Annotated in this window: 15 protein-coding genes and 1 pseudogene; 3 read left to right on the top strand and 13 right to left on the bottom strand. The window is 52.5% G+C overall.

Features of this window, described 5'->3' with window-relative positions; genetic code table 11:
• Positions 1–510 precede the first annotated feature (510 nt).
• Positions 511–2,049, top strand: a complete 1,539-nt coding sequence (locus ACFX4U_RS16520; RefSeq protein WP_313508662.1) for a carbohydrate porin — start codon at positions 511–513, stop codon at positions 2,047–2,049.
• A gap of 42 nt (positions 2,050–2,091) precedes the next feature.
• Here ACFX4U_RS16520 and chbG read toward each other — a convergent pair whose 3' ends face one another.
• The 7 genes from chbG to ACFX4U_RS16485 form a co-directional block, all read right to left on the bottom strand.
• Positions 2,092–2,850, bottom strand: coding sequence for a chitin disaccharide deacetylase (chbG, locus tag ACFX4U_RS16515; RefSeq protein WP_313508664.1), 759 nt, complete (start codon positions 2,848–2,850; stop codon positions 2,092–2,094).
• An 11-nt stretch (positions 2,851–2,861) separates the two neighbouring features.
• Positions 2,862–4,217, bottom strand: a complete 1,356-nt coding sequence (locus ACFX4U_RS16510) for a 6-phospho-beta-glucosidase (RefSeq protein ID WP_313508667.1) — start codon at positions 4,215–4,217, stop codon at positions 2,862–2,864.
• A gap of 54 nt (positions 4,218–4,271) precedes the next feature.
• Positions 4,272–5,111, bottom strand: coding sequence for a transcriptional regulator ChbR (gene chbR, locus ACFX4U_RS16505; RefSeq protein WP_017459239.1), 840 nt, complete (start codon positions 5,109–5,111; stop codon positions 4,272–4,274).
• A 13-nt stretch (positions 5,112–5,124) separates the two neighbouring features.
• Positions 5,125–5,472 carry a PTS N,N'-diacetylchitobiose transporter subunit IIA gene (gene chbA / locus ACFX4U_RS16500; protein ID WP_200552487.1) on the bottom strand — a complete coding sequence of 116 codons (348 nt, stop codon included), beginning with the start codon at positions 5,470–5,472 and terminating at the stop codon, positions 5,125–5,127.
• 48 nt (positions 5,473–5,520) lie between these two features.
• A complete protein-coding gene (chbC, locus tag ACFX4U_RS16495) occupies positions 5,521–6,879 on the bottom strand; it encodes a PTS N,N'-diacetylchitobiose transporter subunit IIC (protein ID WP_313508671.1) in 1,359 nt (452 codons plus the stop codon).
• An 80-nt stretch (positions 6,880–6,959) separates the two neighbouring features.
• Positions 6,960–7,280 (bottom strand): PTS sugar transporter subunit IIB, encoded by a 321-nt coding sequence (locus ACFX4U_RS16490; RefSeq protein ID WP_313508673.1) that lies wholly within the window; start codon positions 7,278–7,280, stop codon positions 6,960–6,962.
• A gap of 329 nt (positions 7,281–7,609) precedes the next feature.
• A complete protein-coding gene (locus tag ACFX4U_RS16485) occupies positions 7,610–8,287 on the bottom strand; it encodes a type 1 glutamine amidotransferase domain-containing protein (RefSeq protein WP_313508675.1) in 678 nt (225 codons plus the stop codon).
• Positions 8,288–8,665: 378 nt separating this feature from the next.
• Between ACFX4U_RS16485 and ACFX4U_RS16480 the strand changes: the two genes are divergently transcribed.
• Positions 8,666–8,923 (top strand): YdgH/BhsA/McbA-like domain containing protein, encoded by a 258-nt coding sequence (locus ACFX4U_RS16480; protein WP_025263863.1) that lies wholly within the window; start codon positions 8,666–8,668, stop codon positions 8,921–8,923.
• A 95-nt stretch (positions 8,924–9,018) separates the two neighbouring features.
• Here the strand turns inward: ACFX4U_RS16480 and ACFX4U_RS16475 are convergent, their stop codons facing one another.
• From ACFX4U_RS16475 to ACFX4U_RS16465, 3 genes are all read right to left on the bottom strand, one after another.
• Positions 9,019–9,402 (bottom strand): DoxX family protein, encoded by a 384-nt coding sequence (locus ACFX4U_RS16475; protein WP_200552489.1) that lies wholly within the window; start codon positions 9,400–9,402, stop codon positions 9,019–9,021.
• Between the two features lie 109 nt (positions 9,403–9,511).
• On the bottom strand, positions 9,512–10,888 hold the full coding sequence (locus ACFX4U_RS16470; RefSeq protein ID WP_305735162.1) for a heavy metal sensor histidine kinase: 1,377 nt from the start codon (positions 10,886–10,888) through the stop codon (positions 9,512–9,514).
• Positions 10,881–11,588 carry a heavy metal response regulator transcription factor gene (locus tag ACFX4U_RS16465; protein WP_305735163.1) on the bottom strand — a complete coding sequence of 236 codons (708 nt, stop codon included), beginning with the start codon at positions 11,586–11,588 and terminating at the stop codon, positions 10,881–10,883. Before ACFX4U_RS16465 ends, ACFX4U_RS16470 begins: the two co-directional genes overlap by 8 nt.
• A 166-nt stretch (positions 11,589–11,754) precedes the next feature.
• Here ACFX4U_RS16465 and ACFX4U_RS16460 point away from each other — a divergent pair, with 166 nt between their 5' ends.
• Positions 11,755–12,324 (top strand): YceI family protein, encoded by a 570-nt coding sequence (locus tag ACFX4U_RS16460; RefSeq protein ID WP_313508680.1) that lies wholly within the window; start codon positions 11,755–11,757, stop codon positions 12,322–12,324.
• 17 nt (positions 12,325–12,341) lie between these two features.
• Here ACFX4U_RS16460 and ACFX4U_RS16455 read toward each other — a convergent pair whose 3' ends face one another.
• The 3 genes and pseudogenes from ACFX4U_RS16455 to ACFX4U_RS16445 all read right to left on the bottom strand — a co-directional run bounded on the left by ACFX4U_RS16455 (position 12,342) and on the right by ACFX4U_RS16445 (position 14,184).
• Positions 12,342–13,127 (bottom strand): hypothetical protein, encoded by a 786-nt coding sequence (locus ACFX4U_RS16455; protein ID WP_313508684.1) that lies wholly within the window; start codon positions 13,125–13,127, stop codon positions 12,342–12,344.
• On the bottom strand, positions 13,124–13,681 hold the full coding sequence (locus tag ACFX4U_RS16450; RefSeq protein ID WP_313508686.1) for a sigma-70 family RNA polymerase sigma factor: 558 nt from the start codon (positions 13,679–13,681) through the stop codon (positions 13,124–13,126). Before ACFX4U_RS16450 ends, ACFX4U_RS16455 begins: the two co-directional genes overlap by 4 nt.
• Positions 13,662–14,184 (bottom strand): annotated as a pseudogene (locus ACFX4U_RS16445) (tetratricopeptide repeat protein). The gene ACFX4U_RS16450 and the pseudogene ACFX4U_RS16445 overlap by 20 nt, the downstream one beginning before the upstream one ends.
• Positions 14,185–14,349 lie beyond the last annotated feature (165 nt).

The following is a 14,349-nucleotide window of genomic DNA, read 5'->3' as shown; positions in this document are numbered from 1 at the left end:
ATCCACGGTGGCACGTGGATTTTTTAGGATAATTATATTGGCTACGGCTCAGTTATCCCTATTCTTTATTTCAGTATGGTGGTTATATTTTCCCGGTGTTTCATAAAGCCTCTATAAATCCTTCACATTACGTATTCCGTTTGTCACTGTTATTAGATGAACCTTTTATATGACAGACCAATAATAAAATTAAAATTTAGGATTATATTATTTATTATTAGGAGTGACGCTTACAGAGCAATGTAATATCAATCTTTTTTCGCATTAATTCTGCGAGACAGATCAAATAGAGTGGAATTCACAGTGGACATAAATATTCGCTCTACACGACTATTGTTGTCGATGTAGAGCCTCTGCGTCATCTCCAGGGAATAATTGAGATAATAATTAGAATTTTGCTTATTAAGCGTTCTCCCGCTTCTTCATGGTTTTTATTTTTGAAGAAGCGGATTTCTTCACGTAACGCACGCCACTAACTTATTTGCTTTCTATTTACAAAGGGAACTTTCAATGAAGAAAACATTGCTTGTGCTGTTTATCTCGGCCGTATGCGGTAATGCCTGGTCGCAAAGCCTGACGGTTGAACAGCGCCTGGCGCAGCTGGAAAAACAGTTACAGGAAAATGCCACTGAATTATCACAGACCAAAGCGGCATTAAAACAGTATCAGGAAACCGAATCCGAAAATAAAAGTAATAAACCTGTAACGACGGTCGTTAATAAACAAATCACAAATAATGCGGCAGCGGAAAAAACAGCGCCAACGCTGAAAGAGATTAGCAGTTTTGTCAAAGAAGATATCGGTTTTACCTATTCCGGCTATCTTCGTTCCGGTTGGGGCACTGCCAGCCATGGATCGCCACAACCTTATGCTGTTGGATCCGTCGGACGATTTGGGAATGAATATTCCTCGTGGTTTGATCTGCAATTCAAACAACGCGTCTATGACCAGAATGGAAAAACGGCCCATGCGGTGGTGCTATTCGACGGCAATGTGGGTGAGCAATATGGCGATGCCTGGTTTGATAAAGATGCTGAAAGCCGACTGCAATTTTCTGATATTTACCTGACCACCAAAGGGTTTCTTCCCTTTGCGCCGGAAGCAGACTTTTGGGTCGGCAAACACAACTTACCGAAATATGAAATCCAGATGCTGGACTGGAAAAGCCACCTCACCGAGAGCGGTGCGGGTGTGGGTATTGAAAACTGGCAGCTTGGTCCTGGGCAGATCAATGCCGCGCTGGTGCGTCAGGATTTGAATGCCCATGCGGTGAGCTATCCTGCCGCCAGCGAAGCGCTGCAGGTGAATACCAATACGCTCGATGTGCGCTACAACAATATCCCGCTGTGGGATAACGCGACGCTTGCTCTGCTTGCCCGTTATTCAGTGGCGAACAAATCCGACACCTATAAAAACCGTGAGGATAACGGCAGCTACTACAGCATAAAAGATGCGTGGCTGGCCGGTGTGGTTGTTCGTCAGGCGCTTAGCGCAGGCGGTTTTGAGGAGTTTACCGTGCAGGCGGCGGATAACTCGCTGGCCAGCGGCTTTGCTCAACCATTTGGCCCCAGCCCAACGTATGGTTATGGCGACAGCTACTACGGCGAGCACAGCTACGGCAAAGCGTTTCGCCTGATCTCGCAGGGCGAGGCGTACCCGTTCAAACAGGTGGTAATGGCGCATGCGCTGATCTACTCAGCAGGTAACGATATTTACAGTTACGATACCGGCGCGCATACGGACTATCACAGCTTCCGTGCGGTGGTGCGCCCGGCGTGGATTTTGGACAGCTACAACCAGACCGGGGTTGAGCTGGGGTGGTTTAAGCAGACCAACAAACAACAGGGTGTGAATTACCATGAGCAGGGTTATAAAACCACGCTTTACCATGCGCTGAAAGTCGACACCAGCCTGCTGGCCTCGCGGCCGGAGATCCGTTTTTATACGACCTATATTCGCGCGCAGGATAACGGCATCAGCCATTTCCAGTTTGGCGATCAGAAAAAGGATCAGCTAGCGGTGGGCGTTCAGGCCGAAGTGTGGTGGTAACAGCTCAACGTTGCGGCGCAAAGGCGCGCCGCAACGCGTGGGTTAAATATCCACAAAGCTCCCCAGCCTGTAGCCGCGCTCGGCAATCGCATATTTCAACGACTGTGAGGTCAGTACTTCCAGTTCCGTTAAGCGCGGGTAACAGTAGCTGCTCTGACGCACGGTGTTATCAATAAATGCCGGGTGGCACATGATCTCCAGCGAGCTTTCTCCTCGTGCAGCAGAAGCATCCAGAGCCTGTAAAAAGAGCGCTTCGGCAATCGCTTCGCCGTAAAACGCACTGCTAAAACCCTGCGTCGTGCGCAGTGTGGCGGGTAGCGCGAAGTCTGGCGGCAACGCGGGGCGATCGATGCGCAGCGCCACGCCGCGCTCTACGGCGAACGCTGCGACGATGGGCAGGATCTGCGGGATCATATGCACATGGTGATGGCTGTCCAGATGTGTCGGTTCCCGACCAAACAGGGCGATAAACCGTTGATACTGTGCTTCCAGTTCACCCGCTATCTCTTCCAGCGGCAGCGTATCTTCCTGCGCCATCTGCCAGATCCATTTCCCCAGTTGCCCGTTACGCGCAAGGCCGGGCATCGGCGTCAGCGGTTTGCCTAACGTCAGCGCAAAGTGCATGCCGACACCGAGCAAGGGTTCGCGCTGACACAGCCCAACGGCATGCTCCACCGCATCGCCGTTGACCAACGCGGTCGTTGAGGTGACAACACCATGGCGAAAGCTGTCGATAATGCCGTAGTTTTGCCCTTTACTGAGGCCAAAATCATCCGCGTTAACAATCAGTAAGCATTCCATAGCCGCCCCGATTAGTGATGTTCAGCTTTCAGTTGCGCAAGGGTACTGGCAAAGTTTGGCAGCCACTTTTCATGAGCGAGGAGCATTTCACGCGCCAGAATTTCCGCGTCGCGATCGGAGTGGATCAGCGGGCTAAGGCTTAGCGCCAGCAACACATCGTTTAGCTCGCCGCTGAGCGCCGCTTTGCTGGCCGCCACTTCAAAACCTTTAATGGTGTAGATAAGCCCCAACACTTTCTCATCAAAGTGGGTCACGCGCGGGTGCGGTGTCGCGCCGTTGCGCCCCAGCGTACAGGTCATCTCTACCGCCCAGTCCGCCGGGATATTATCGATATGCCCGTGATGCGGAATATTCACATAGTGCTCGGTTTGCTTATCGTTATAGATAGCGTTGATCACTTCGCAGGCCGCATCGGAATAGTATGCGCCGCCGCGCTGCTCAAGTTCTTTCGGTTTCACCTTTAGCTCAGGATCTTTGTACAGCTCAAACAGTTGTTTTTCGACTTTCTGCACCACCTGCGCCCGTGCGCCGCCTTTGTAGTACTCACCCATCTCAATCGCCAGCATCTCTTTTTGCTTAAAGTAATAGAGCAAATAAGAGCAGGGCAGCAGATTGAGCGAGCGGATCAACCCTTCGCTAAACGGCAGGTCGAAAATGTTCTTCACCGAGGAGGCTTTCAGTCTGCCGGAGGCCACACCGTCGAGCAGCTCCGCAAAACGCGATTCACCATTAACCAGCACATCTTTAATAAACACCATGTGGTTAAGGCCAAACAGATCCATGGCAACATCATCGCTACTGCTAAGGTTCAGTACGTCATGAATAAACATCTTCATGCCGACCGGAATATTGCACACGCCGATAAACTTTTTAAAACCGGTGTGGCGATACACCGCTTCGGTAACCATTCCCGCCGGGTTGGTGAAATTAATGACCCACGCATCCGGGCAGATTTCCTCGACATCTTTGATGATGTCGAAGATAACCGGAATGGTGCGCAAGCCTTTAAACAGCCCGCCCGCACCGTTGGTTTCCTGGCCCAGATAACCGTGACTGAGCGGAATGCGCTCATCCAGTTCGCGGGCTTTCAGCTGGCCCACGCGCAGTTGCGTGGTGACAAAGTTCGCGTCGTGCAGCGCTTCGCGACGATCCAGCGTCTTGAAGAGTTTTAGCGGGATACCGGCTTTATCAATCATGCGCTGGCAAAGATCGAAAATAATATCCAGCTTCTCTTTTCCGTCCTCAACATCAACCAGCCATAATTCCGAGACTGGCAGTTCGTGATAGCGCTTAATAAACCCTTCCAGTAATTCCGGGGTGTAGCTGCTACCGCCGCCGATGGTGACGACTTTTAATTTTTGCTTCATGATTTCTCCCTTCGTGTCAGACACGGTGGTGTAAAACGTTCAGCCCGCTCGCCGTTACTGGTTGATTTCCGTTAACCTTTTTCGGTAGCTATTGGGGGTGAATGAGGTCATTTTCTTGAATGTTTTAATAAACAGACTTGGGCTGCTGTAACCCGACTCATAAGCGATATCGGTGACCGAATAGTTGGTCATTTCCAGCTGCTTCTTGGCGAAATCAATGCGGATTTCATTAATGATCTGCATTGGCGTTTTGCGGTAGTAACGCCGGGTAGCGCGGGTCAGATACTCCTGCGATTTCGCCGCCAGTTGCACCATATTTTCCATCGCGTTTTCGCCAAACTGCGTCTTATCGTGCATTGACTCAATGGTGGTTTTTAACCACTGCGGCGTGTCATCCACCACCTGCTCTTCGCGGTAGTGGCGCAGGCGGTTAATGACATAAAAGGTTACCGCTTCGATAAACTCGTCCAGCCCGGTTTCGCGGAAATTGAGTGAGGCGATAACGGTTTCCACGTAGCTCAGAAAAGCGCTGCTGGCGCGGTAGGCCTGCGAGGCGACAAAACAAAATGGCAGCAGGGCGAGATAATGCTGTTCAAAAAAGCGTTTACTGATCCCCACATTGAGTATCCGCGTCGCACCAAATTCATAGAAACTTTGGTGGTGCGAACCCAGCGGGATAAAAACGAAATCACCGCGCTCAAGCAGCACGCGCTTACCGTTAATCTCCTGGTAATAGCGGCCGGTTAATACCAGCGTGAACTCGTAGTAGTCGTGCTGATGCAGCCCGCTGGCGCTCTCCGTCTTGTTGTAGATAAACACATGGAAATTTTTACCGTTAAACAACTGCTGTTCATGAACGGTTTTGATCCCCAGCGTGTTGATCGAAGGCTGCATCTTTAACTCCTTGTTATTTCAGTTTTTCGTGAAGCTCAATTAGTTCCGTTATTAGCTCGCGCGCCAGCATGGACGTCATCAGATGATCCTGTGCATGCACCAGCACCAGGCTCACTTTCATCCGGCCTTCGCCCTGATCGCCCTCAATCAGTTTAGTCTGCACCAGGTGTGCCTCGTTGAGCGCCAGCCTTGATTGCTCCATCAGCGCTTTTGCGCCGTCAAAATCACCCTGTTTAGCCTGTTTCAGCGCGGTGTACGCCAGGCTGCGCGCATGCCCGGAGTTGATGATTAAGCCCATCACCACTTCTTCCAGCTCATCGGCCGGGGTGGTGCTCTCCAGGACGGTGTCGAGATCGAACATAGTTGCTCCTCGCGTTGTTTCCGGCGGGGCAAGACCCGCCGGGTTCGGTCAGAATTTCAGTGCATTAGCGATATCTTCTTCGCTCTCTTCCTGCTCAATGGCGTTCTGCGCTTTGTTGGCGACCATCACGAACGGCAGGTAAACCAGCGTTGCGATGCCTAAGTTGAATAGCGCGAGCAACAGCGCGGCGATGCTGCCATTGGTGTTAAAGAACGCGCCCAGGCCGGTTGGCATTGTCCACGGTGCAATGTTGGTGATCGGTGGAATAAAGCCGGTGTAGTAGGCCAGCAGCGTAATGGCGGCAAGTATCGGCTGCACCAGAATGAAGGGGATAAACATCACCGGGTTCATGATGATCGGCAGGCCGAACAAAATCGGTTCGTTAATCTGGAACAGACCGGAAGGCAGCCCCAGCTTCGCGACCTGGCGGTAATCCGCGCGGCGTGAAGCGAGGAAAATGGCAATAATCAGTCCCAGCGTTGCGCCGCTGCCGCCAAGGAAGATATAGGAGTCGAGCATCGGTTTCGCCCAGACATGGAACGTTTTACCCGCTGCCAGCGCCGCTTCAACCGAGCCATATTGTTGATAGACAGAAATATTTTCCAGCGCCCATGGCGTCATGATGCCGCTGTCCAGCGCGGTCAACGCCAGCGAACCATGGATGCCGAAAAACCACAGCAGCGGCACAAACAGCACATATGCCCAGCCGACCACACTGCCCAGCGAAGCCAGCGGCGTGGAGATGGTGTCCATGATGATTTGATGGAAATTGGTGCCGTAGTGATTCAGCGCCCAGGCGATAATCCCCATAATCGACAGAATAATAAAACCGGGGATCAGCGCCGAGAACGAACGTGCCACCGAAGCTGGCACGCTGTCTGGCAAGGTAATTACCCAGTTGTGGCGCACGATAAAAGTGAACATTTCCGCCACTGCCAGGCCAATAATAATCCCGGAAATAATATTCGCGCCGCCTAACCAGTTTGCGCCAACGGCGTAAGATTCACCGACGCTGTATGGGGTGACGGTCATAAACGCGGCAATCGATAACAACCCGGCGGCCAGTGCGTCCACTTTGCGCTCTTCCGCTAGCGCCATGCCGATAAAGAAGGGGGCCATCAGCGACATAATGCCCAGCGTGCCGTTATAGACGTTGCCACCGATGCCTTTAAAACTGTTCAGCGTTTCAATGGTCGAGGCATCCAGCCGAATGCCCAACGAATAAAAGAACGATCCTTCGCCAAAACTCAGGAACACGTTATTAATTAAGACAAACATCGCCCCGGCGAGGGTCAAGGGCATTAAGCGGATAAAGCCGTTTTTAATGGCGTTAACATGTGGCTGTTTGCCGATTTTTACCGCAAAAGGCACCAGTATCTTTTCAAGTGAAGCAATGGCATTACTCATAGAAAAATACCCTTAAATACCGCAATGCAACATTGCGGTGAATGTGTGGGATCACTGTGTGATAAGCGAACGCAAAACGTTTAATTGGCGGCGGCTTTTTTTATTGCCGCCACGGCGGCCTTCAGAACACCTAAACCATCGACTTTGCCGTACAGCGAGGCGTCGATCACTTCGACAGGCTTATTGGGAAGCAGACGCTGGATATCCGGTAACATCCAGGCGATTTGTGGACCTAATAAAACAACATCGGCCTGCGGGCCTTTTTCACCGGCAAGCGTTTCAGGAAATGCTTCAATAATGACCGGGACTTCATATTTTTCCGCCTGGGTGCGCATCTTCGACACCAGCAATGACGTCGACATGCCCGCAGAACAAAACAGGTAAATATGTTTCTTTTCCATAAAAACGACCCTCATTGTCCGATGATCCGCCAGCCAGACTCGTTTATCTCTCTTCGTGCTGGCGGTGCGCCTAACCTAAATGACTTTTTTCTTCGGTTGAAGCAAGTATACGGGAGGGTTATCGGGGCGGGTATTTCATAAGGCTCCAAAATTGTCTCTGGTTGACCTGGTGCTTTGCGGGCCTTCACATTTTGGGCAATTTATCGTTAAAGAGGCGGGGCAGGCAGGAAGAAGCGCGATTCTATTATTTCCGGATTACCCGGTGTTGCTGCGCAAAAAGGGGCTGCGAAGCGCCGCCATTACGCTGCGGGTAATGGCGGCAACAGCAATTAACTCAGCATGGCGACTAACGCTTTCGCCACGGCTTCAGAACTGGCCGGGTTTTGCCCGGTGATCAGTTTCCCATCTTCGACGACGAACGGTGCCCAGTTCGGCCCTTTGTCATACTTCGCCCCGAGCGCTATTAATTCGTCCTCCACCAGAAACGGCACCACATTGGTCAGCTCAACATCCGCTTCTTCGCCGTTGGTAAAACCGGTCACTTTACGGTCTTTTACCAGCGGATCGCCGGAGGTGGTTTTCACATGGCGCAACACGCCCGGCGCGTGGCAGACGAAACTCACCGGTTTACCGGCCCGTTCGAACGCTTCAATCAGCGCAATCGAGGTGTCGGATTCGGCCAAATCCCATAGCGGGCCATGGCCGCCGGGGTAAAAGACAGCGTCAAAATCCCCGGCGCGCAGGCTATCGAGTTTGACGGTGTTAGCCAGTGCCTGCTGCGCGGCCGGGTCGGCTTTAAAACGGTGGGTCAGTTCGGTCTGAAAATCCGGCAGATCGCTTTTCGGATCGAGCGGCGGCTGGCCACCGGCGGGTGAGGCGAGCACAACCTCTGCGCCCGCATCTTTGAACACGTAATAAGGGGCGGCGAACTCTTCAAGCCAGAAGCCGGTTTTTTTACCGGTATTGCCCAGTTCGCTGTGGGATGTCAGTACCATTGCTATTTTCATGTTACCTCCGTCGTAATGCGTTATCAGCGGCATTGCCGTTGCCATACTGAATGAAAAAGTCGTTCAGTAAGCATAGCGATGAATATCGGGTTTACCGGGATTGTCGGAAAACTCCGGGTATAAGCGTTACAGCATTTATATTTTATTACACGTTGCTACATCGATAATTATTCTCTTTAATCAGTGTCAGTTGTGATTAATATTTCACCGTGCATGACTGCACGTTTCTTATTTTATTCAAGGAAATGTCTAATCCTGTAAATAAAGCCAGTCTGACAAACTTGTTATAAAACTGTCAGCCGCTGGTCAGCATGCGCTGCGTAATATTGCTTACGTTGAAACATGATTATTAAAACCTCTTTTATGCGGAGCTTTATTATGAAAACCCTTATTAACACCGTGCTTGCTGCAACACTGTTTAGTGCAATCTCTTTCGGCGCGTTTGCCGCGCAACCGGTCACCGACGATAGCGGCCTGGTGCCGATGGGCACCATTTCAATTGCCAAAGCCGATACAGTCGCGGATCTCGAAGCACAAGTTCAGCAAGCCGCTGAAAAAGATAACGCGAAATACTATAAAATCATCTCCGCCGGTGGCGATGAGTATATTTATGGCAATGCGATTTTGTATAAATAATAGTGTGCAATTAACCCCGGTCTTTCATTCGCGAAAGGCCGGGGTTAATGATTCAGACATTGAAAAAGGCGCCGCGCAGGGCGCTTTTTTGCTGGCTATGATTTTCGTTGTTCACGCGCCAGCAGGTAGAAACAGAGCAGGCCGGCACAAATGCTCATGTTTTTGGTGAATTGAATCACCTGCCCGGCTTGCTGGGGGCCGCTCGCCGCCCAGAATTGATGGAACATAATACTGGTGAGGAAAATATAGAAGATCCACAATAGCGATATTTCTTTTACCCGATAACCAACAATAAATGCAATGCTGCCACCCAGCTCAATGGCAATGGCAAAAATGATCATCAGTTTGCCAATTAGCATGTCGCCAAACGGCGTTTTTAATACGTTATCGGTGAAGTTAATTATTTTTCCGCTGCCGCTATATAAAAATAGCGGGGTAATTAAGATACGGGCAATGATAATAATCGTGTGAGTGTTCATGCGCGATTCCTTGAATAAAAAAACCAATGAGTGAGCATGAACAGTATATTGGCGACACCCTGACGGGCGAATGACACCACTCTGTCAAAGCTGTCAGGAATGGCTGGCGCTATTTATTTAGCGCCAGCGTAAAGCCAAAGGTATTTTCGCCGTTCAGGCTGGTGGCAAAGACATCGCCGCCGTGCATTTGCGCCACCGCTTTGACAATCGACAGCCCAAGCCCGTGGTTGGTATCGCTTTGCGTTCTGGCGTGATCGGCGCGGTAAAATCGCTCAAATAATCTTTCCAGATGGTGGCTTTCAATGGCATCGCCATAATTTTTAACGCTCACCGTCGCATGCTGATCGTTGCTACTTAACGTGACCGTAACCTGACTGTTTTCGTAGGCGTAGCGGGCGCTGTTTTCCAGCAAATTAGCGAGCGAGCGGGTAAACAACCGCCTGTCGACGCAGATCGTCACATCACCTTCGATCAGCAAGTGCAAATGGCGATCGGTAAACGACGGTTCGGTATATTCGGCTGTTTTTAACGCTTCCTCGCGCAGCGACACTTCCGCAAGCTGCGCCGGATGTTTACCGGTTTGCGCATGGGACAAAAACAGCATGTCGTTGACGATCGACGTCATGCGGTTTACCTCCTCAAGGTTTGATTCGAGGCAGGCTTCGAGCTCCTCATGGCTGCGTTTGCGCGAAAGGGCCAGTTGTGTCTGGCCGAGAATGCTTGAGAGCGGCGTTCTCAACTCGTGCGCCACATCGGCGTTAAAACTTTCCAGTTGTCGCCATGCGGTTTGCTGGCGGGCAAGCACGCCGTTAAAGGCTTCTGCCAGACCCTGCAGCTCCTGCGGTAGCGCGGTAGCGTCCAGCCGCTGGCCGTCAATTCCCGGCGCAAGTTCACGCGCCTGCTGGCTGAGGAGTTCCACCGGTTGCATCCCCTGGCGGGAGATAACAAAGCCTAAAAAAGTCACGAACAGCACGCCCATGGTGGTGATAAAAATCAGCACCTGGGTAAATTCATTCAGCGTGCCCATATACGGCGTGGAGTCGATAGAAACCACAAAATGTAGCGGCGTCACGCCATCGCGGTAGCGAATGGTTTTCGTCAGAATAAACAGCGGGCACTGGTCGGTTTTTTCCCGGTTAACGCGGCTGAAGCCATCGGTAAGCGCGTTGAGATTGATCTCTTTTGGCGGCTCGCCACCCACTTGCAGCGTCGGATCGCTGCTTAAAATCCAGTAGTGAACGCGCCCGCCTTCCGAGTTACTCAGGCTCATCAGTTTGGTTTTGAGCTCATCGAGTTCATGGTGATTAAACTTGGAAACGATCAACGGCTCCACCAGTGAGTAGCGGAACATCAATTCGTTATGCATCTGTTTATTCAGCGATTCGCGCAGCGATTCCCGCAGGCAAAGCGCATAGGCGAGGGCAATACATAAGGTGACCACCGCAAACGTCAGCGCCAGTTTGCGGGAAATAGAACGTTTAAACATACGCACTCATTTTGCCGGGATCTTCGTTGCGATACTCAAGGATGTAACCCATGCCGCGCACGGTGTGCAGCAGCTTTTCTTCAAACGGGGAGTCGATTTTGGCGCGTAAACGTTTGATAGCGACTTCGACAATATTGGCGTCGCTTTCAAAGTTCATATCCCAGACCTGCTCGGCAATCATCATTTTCGACAGCACTTCCCCCTGGTGCCTGGCGAGCAGGCTTAACAGGGCGAACTCCTTTTGCGTCAGGTCGATGCGCGTACCGTTGCGGTAAACTTTGCGCGCGAGCAAATCGAGTTGCAGGTTGTGAACCTGCAACTGAGAAATATCGAGCCCGTCGGTTGGTCGGCGGCGCAGCAGCGCCTGAATGCGCGCCACCAGCTCAATCAGCGAAAAGGGTTTGGTCAGGTAATCATCCGCGCCCAGTCGCAGCCCTTTAACCCGCTCATCAAGCGAACCGCGCGCGGAAAGCATCAGCACCGGCGTCTGTTTCAGCTTGCGCAGGCTGGTGATGACGGTATACCCGTCCATCGACGGCAGCATGACATCCAGAATAATGGCGTCGTAGTCCATCTCCGTTGCCAGGAACAACCCCTCGCGCCCGTCTGCGCAGACATCGACGTTGTAACCCTGCTCGCGAAGCGCGGTGTTGATGTAAGACGAAATTTTCTCTTCATCTTCGATTAAAAGGAGTTTCATGACGCTGGCCCTGATGATTACCTATAACTGACGCCAATAATATAAAGCGTCGCCGCTAACAATTGCCTGACCGTTAACTGACAATTTTGTAAGCAAAAGCCGTTATAACGAATAAAATTCCCGCCTGGTGCGTTTACGGGGTATCTGCAATCGGGAGGATCCATTTATGAAACGCATCATTCCGGCCATGATGATTGGTCTTTTAAGCGCGCCGGGAGCACAGGCGATGCCGCTCAGCTACCGCATCGCCACGCCGGCAACCACGGTTGCGCTCTCCTGGCACGCCTTTGGCGGCGTTTCACAGGCGCATCTTGAAGGGGTGAGTGGCGACGTAACGCTGAACCCGGCAAAGGAGATTGAGGATCGCATCAACGTGACGATCCCTGTTGCGACACTTATTGCCTCGAACAGCCTGCTGACTTACCAGTTAAAAAGCAGTCTGTTTTTTGATGCGGAGCACTACCCGACAATCGCTTTTAGCAGTAGCCGGGTGGTGGATTTAGGCGACGGGCATTTCCGGGTTTTTGGTTCCCTCGCGGTAAAAAATGTTCGCCGCCCGGTGATCCTCGACGCCACGCTGCAAAAACAGGGCAGGGCGGATTCGGGGCAACTGTCACTCCACGCCACTACCGCTATCTCCCGTTCGGCATTTAACATGGATAAGTTCGCCATGCTGGTGGACGACACGGTAACGATAAATATTGAAATCCATGCGCAAGCCCGCCAGCCAGCGTAAACCGTGACGGGCGGGATTTATGACAGCGCGGCGTGCAGCGCCTGCGCGTGTTGTGACAATTGTGACGGCGGATTTCGGCCTATCAGCACAAATTGATAGCCACGCTGTTGCCACCAGACGAGATGCATATCGTGGCGATTTTCAGGCGTTAAGGCGCGCGTTTGGGCATGTCGTTCAGGCGAAATGCACAGCGCCATCGGGCCATACTCCGCATCCATCCAGGCGATTTGCGCAATCGAGGTGCTGTCATAACGCAGCATGCGCACCATTTTCAGTTCTGCGCCGGTCAGGACAAGTTGCGCCACCTTCACACTTAAGCCGATATCCTGTGCCGTGCGCGCCAGCCCGCGTTGCAATGCCGTGGGCGAGCTGTCTGCATCCAGCAGCGTTTCCGCGCTATACAGCGACATGTATTGCGCCTCGAGATCGCGGATTTTCTCGCTCTCATCGCGCGCCACCGCCAGTGTTCTTGCGAAATAGCCAAACCCGCTGCCAATCACCAGAAAACTGAGCGACGCGGCAATCAGCGAACGGCGGCTGATACCTGTGGATGAGCGGGGCGAAGCCAGCAGCTCGTTCAACCGCGCCTGCATGCGCGCTTCGGGGGCCTCATTGAGCAGCGGTGCGAAGGCCCCGGCGAAATCCGCTCGATCCTGTTTTAGCGCCTCGGTACGGCTGGCAAGCTGTTCGTCTTGTGCAAGCTGGTTTTCAAATTGTTGCGCATCCGCTTCACTCATCTCGCCATCGAGCCAGGCGACAATCGCGTCATCCTGGTAGGGCGGTGTAAACATACTGGGTTTCACGAGCGTTTCTCCTGAGGTTTCGGCGGCGTGTTGGCTTTTTTCGCCAGCGTCGCGCGTGCGCTTGCCAGCCGGCTCATGATCGTGCCGACAGGCACTGCGAGCGTGTCTGCCGCTTCCTGATAGGTAAAACCTTCGACATAAACCAGAAATACGGTGTTGCGCTGCGCCTCCGGCAGCGCGCTGACGTGCTGCATGACTTTCGCGTAATGCCGCCGCGCGTCATCCTGGGCGTGGGTATCCGCCGCCTGCAGTTCGTCGCTCTCCACAAAACCTTGCCCCATCCGCACGCGGCGCGCGCGCAGATCGGAGATCCAGATCGAATGCAGAATGGCGAACAGCCAGCTGTCGATGCGTGTGCCGGGGGTAAATTGCGCGCTCTTTTCCAGCGCGCGAACGCAGGTCGACTGCACCAGTTCTTCGGCAACCTCGCGGTTGCGCGACAGAACCAGCCCATAGCGCCACAGGCGTGTCAGATGTGCAGCAAGTTGCTGGCGAACGTCACTGGTGGTGATTTTGCGCTCCTCGCACCGGTAGTCAGGACTCAGGGTGACCATTAATCGCCGCCTGCAAATCGCGATACTCCTCGCATTGCACACCGCAAATCGTGGCGATGGTCTTCAGTTGCTCTTTTGCCAGATCCGGGCGGCCTTTTACCAGCCACGCTTCACCGAGATATTCACGCACTTTCGCATACTGCGGGTTGAGCGCCAGCGAACGCTGATAATAGCCAATGCCTTCATCGGTGCGGCCCAGTTTGCGCGTGGCGTAACCCCGGTAGTTCCAGGCTTCGGCGGTATTGGCGTTTTTCAGCGTATCCAGCAAATTCAGCGCCGCCTGATACTCCCCTTTTTTTTGCCAGATGATAAGCGTAATGGGTTTTATCGTCGTCGCTGAGGCGGCTGCTTTTTTCCGCCACACACTGTTTGAGCGTGCTGTCATAAACCTGCCCGCTCGGGCAGTCTGGCGTTTTGCTGTTGGTATTATCGTCTCCGGCGGCAAAAACCTGCGCGGCAGGCAGCAAAAATAGCGACAGCAACAGCGGGGCGAGCGTTTTCATTTGGAGTTCCTTCGGTAGCGTGAGTAGTGAGTTAACGCCGCAATGGCGAGTTCTATTCGAAAAAAATCACGTTTCCCGCAAAGCGCTGCCGATGCGTGCGACATCACCGTCACGTCATACATCCGGTTTATAATTGATACGGCGTGTCGCGGTAATGTGAGTCTC

The organism is Kosakonia sp. YIM B13588 (assembly GCF_042788165.1).
GTDB classification, from domain to species: domain Bacteria; phylum Pseudomonadota; class Gammaproteobacteria; order Enterobacterales; family Enterobacteriaceae; genus Kosakonia; species Kosakonia sacchari.
The sequence above is the reverse complement of the archived record's forward strand: the minus strand, read 5'-3'. Positions and strand labels throughout refer to the sequence as shown.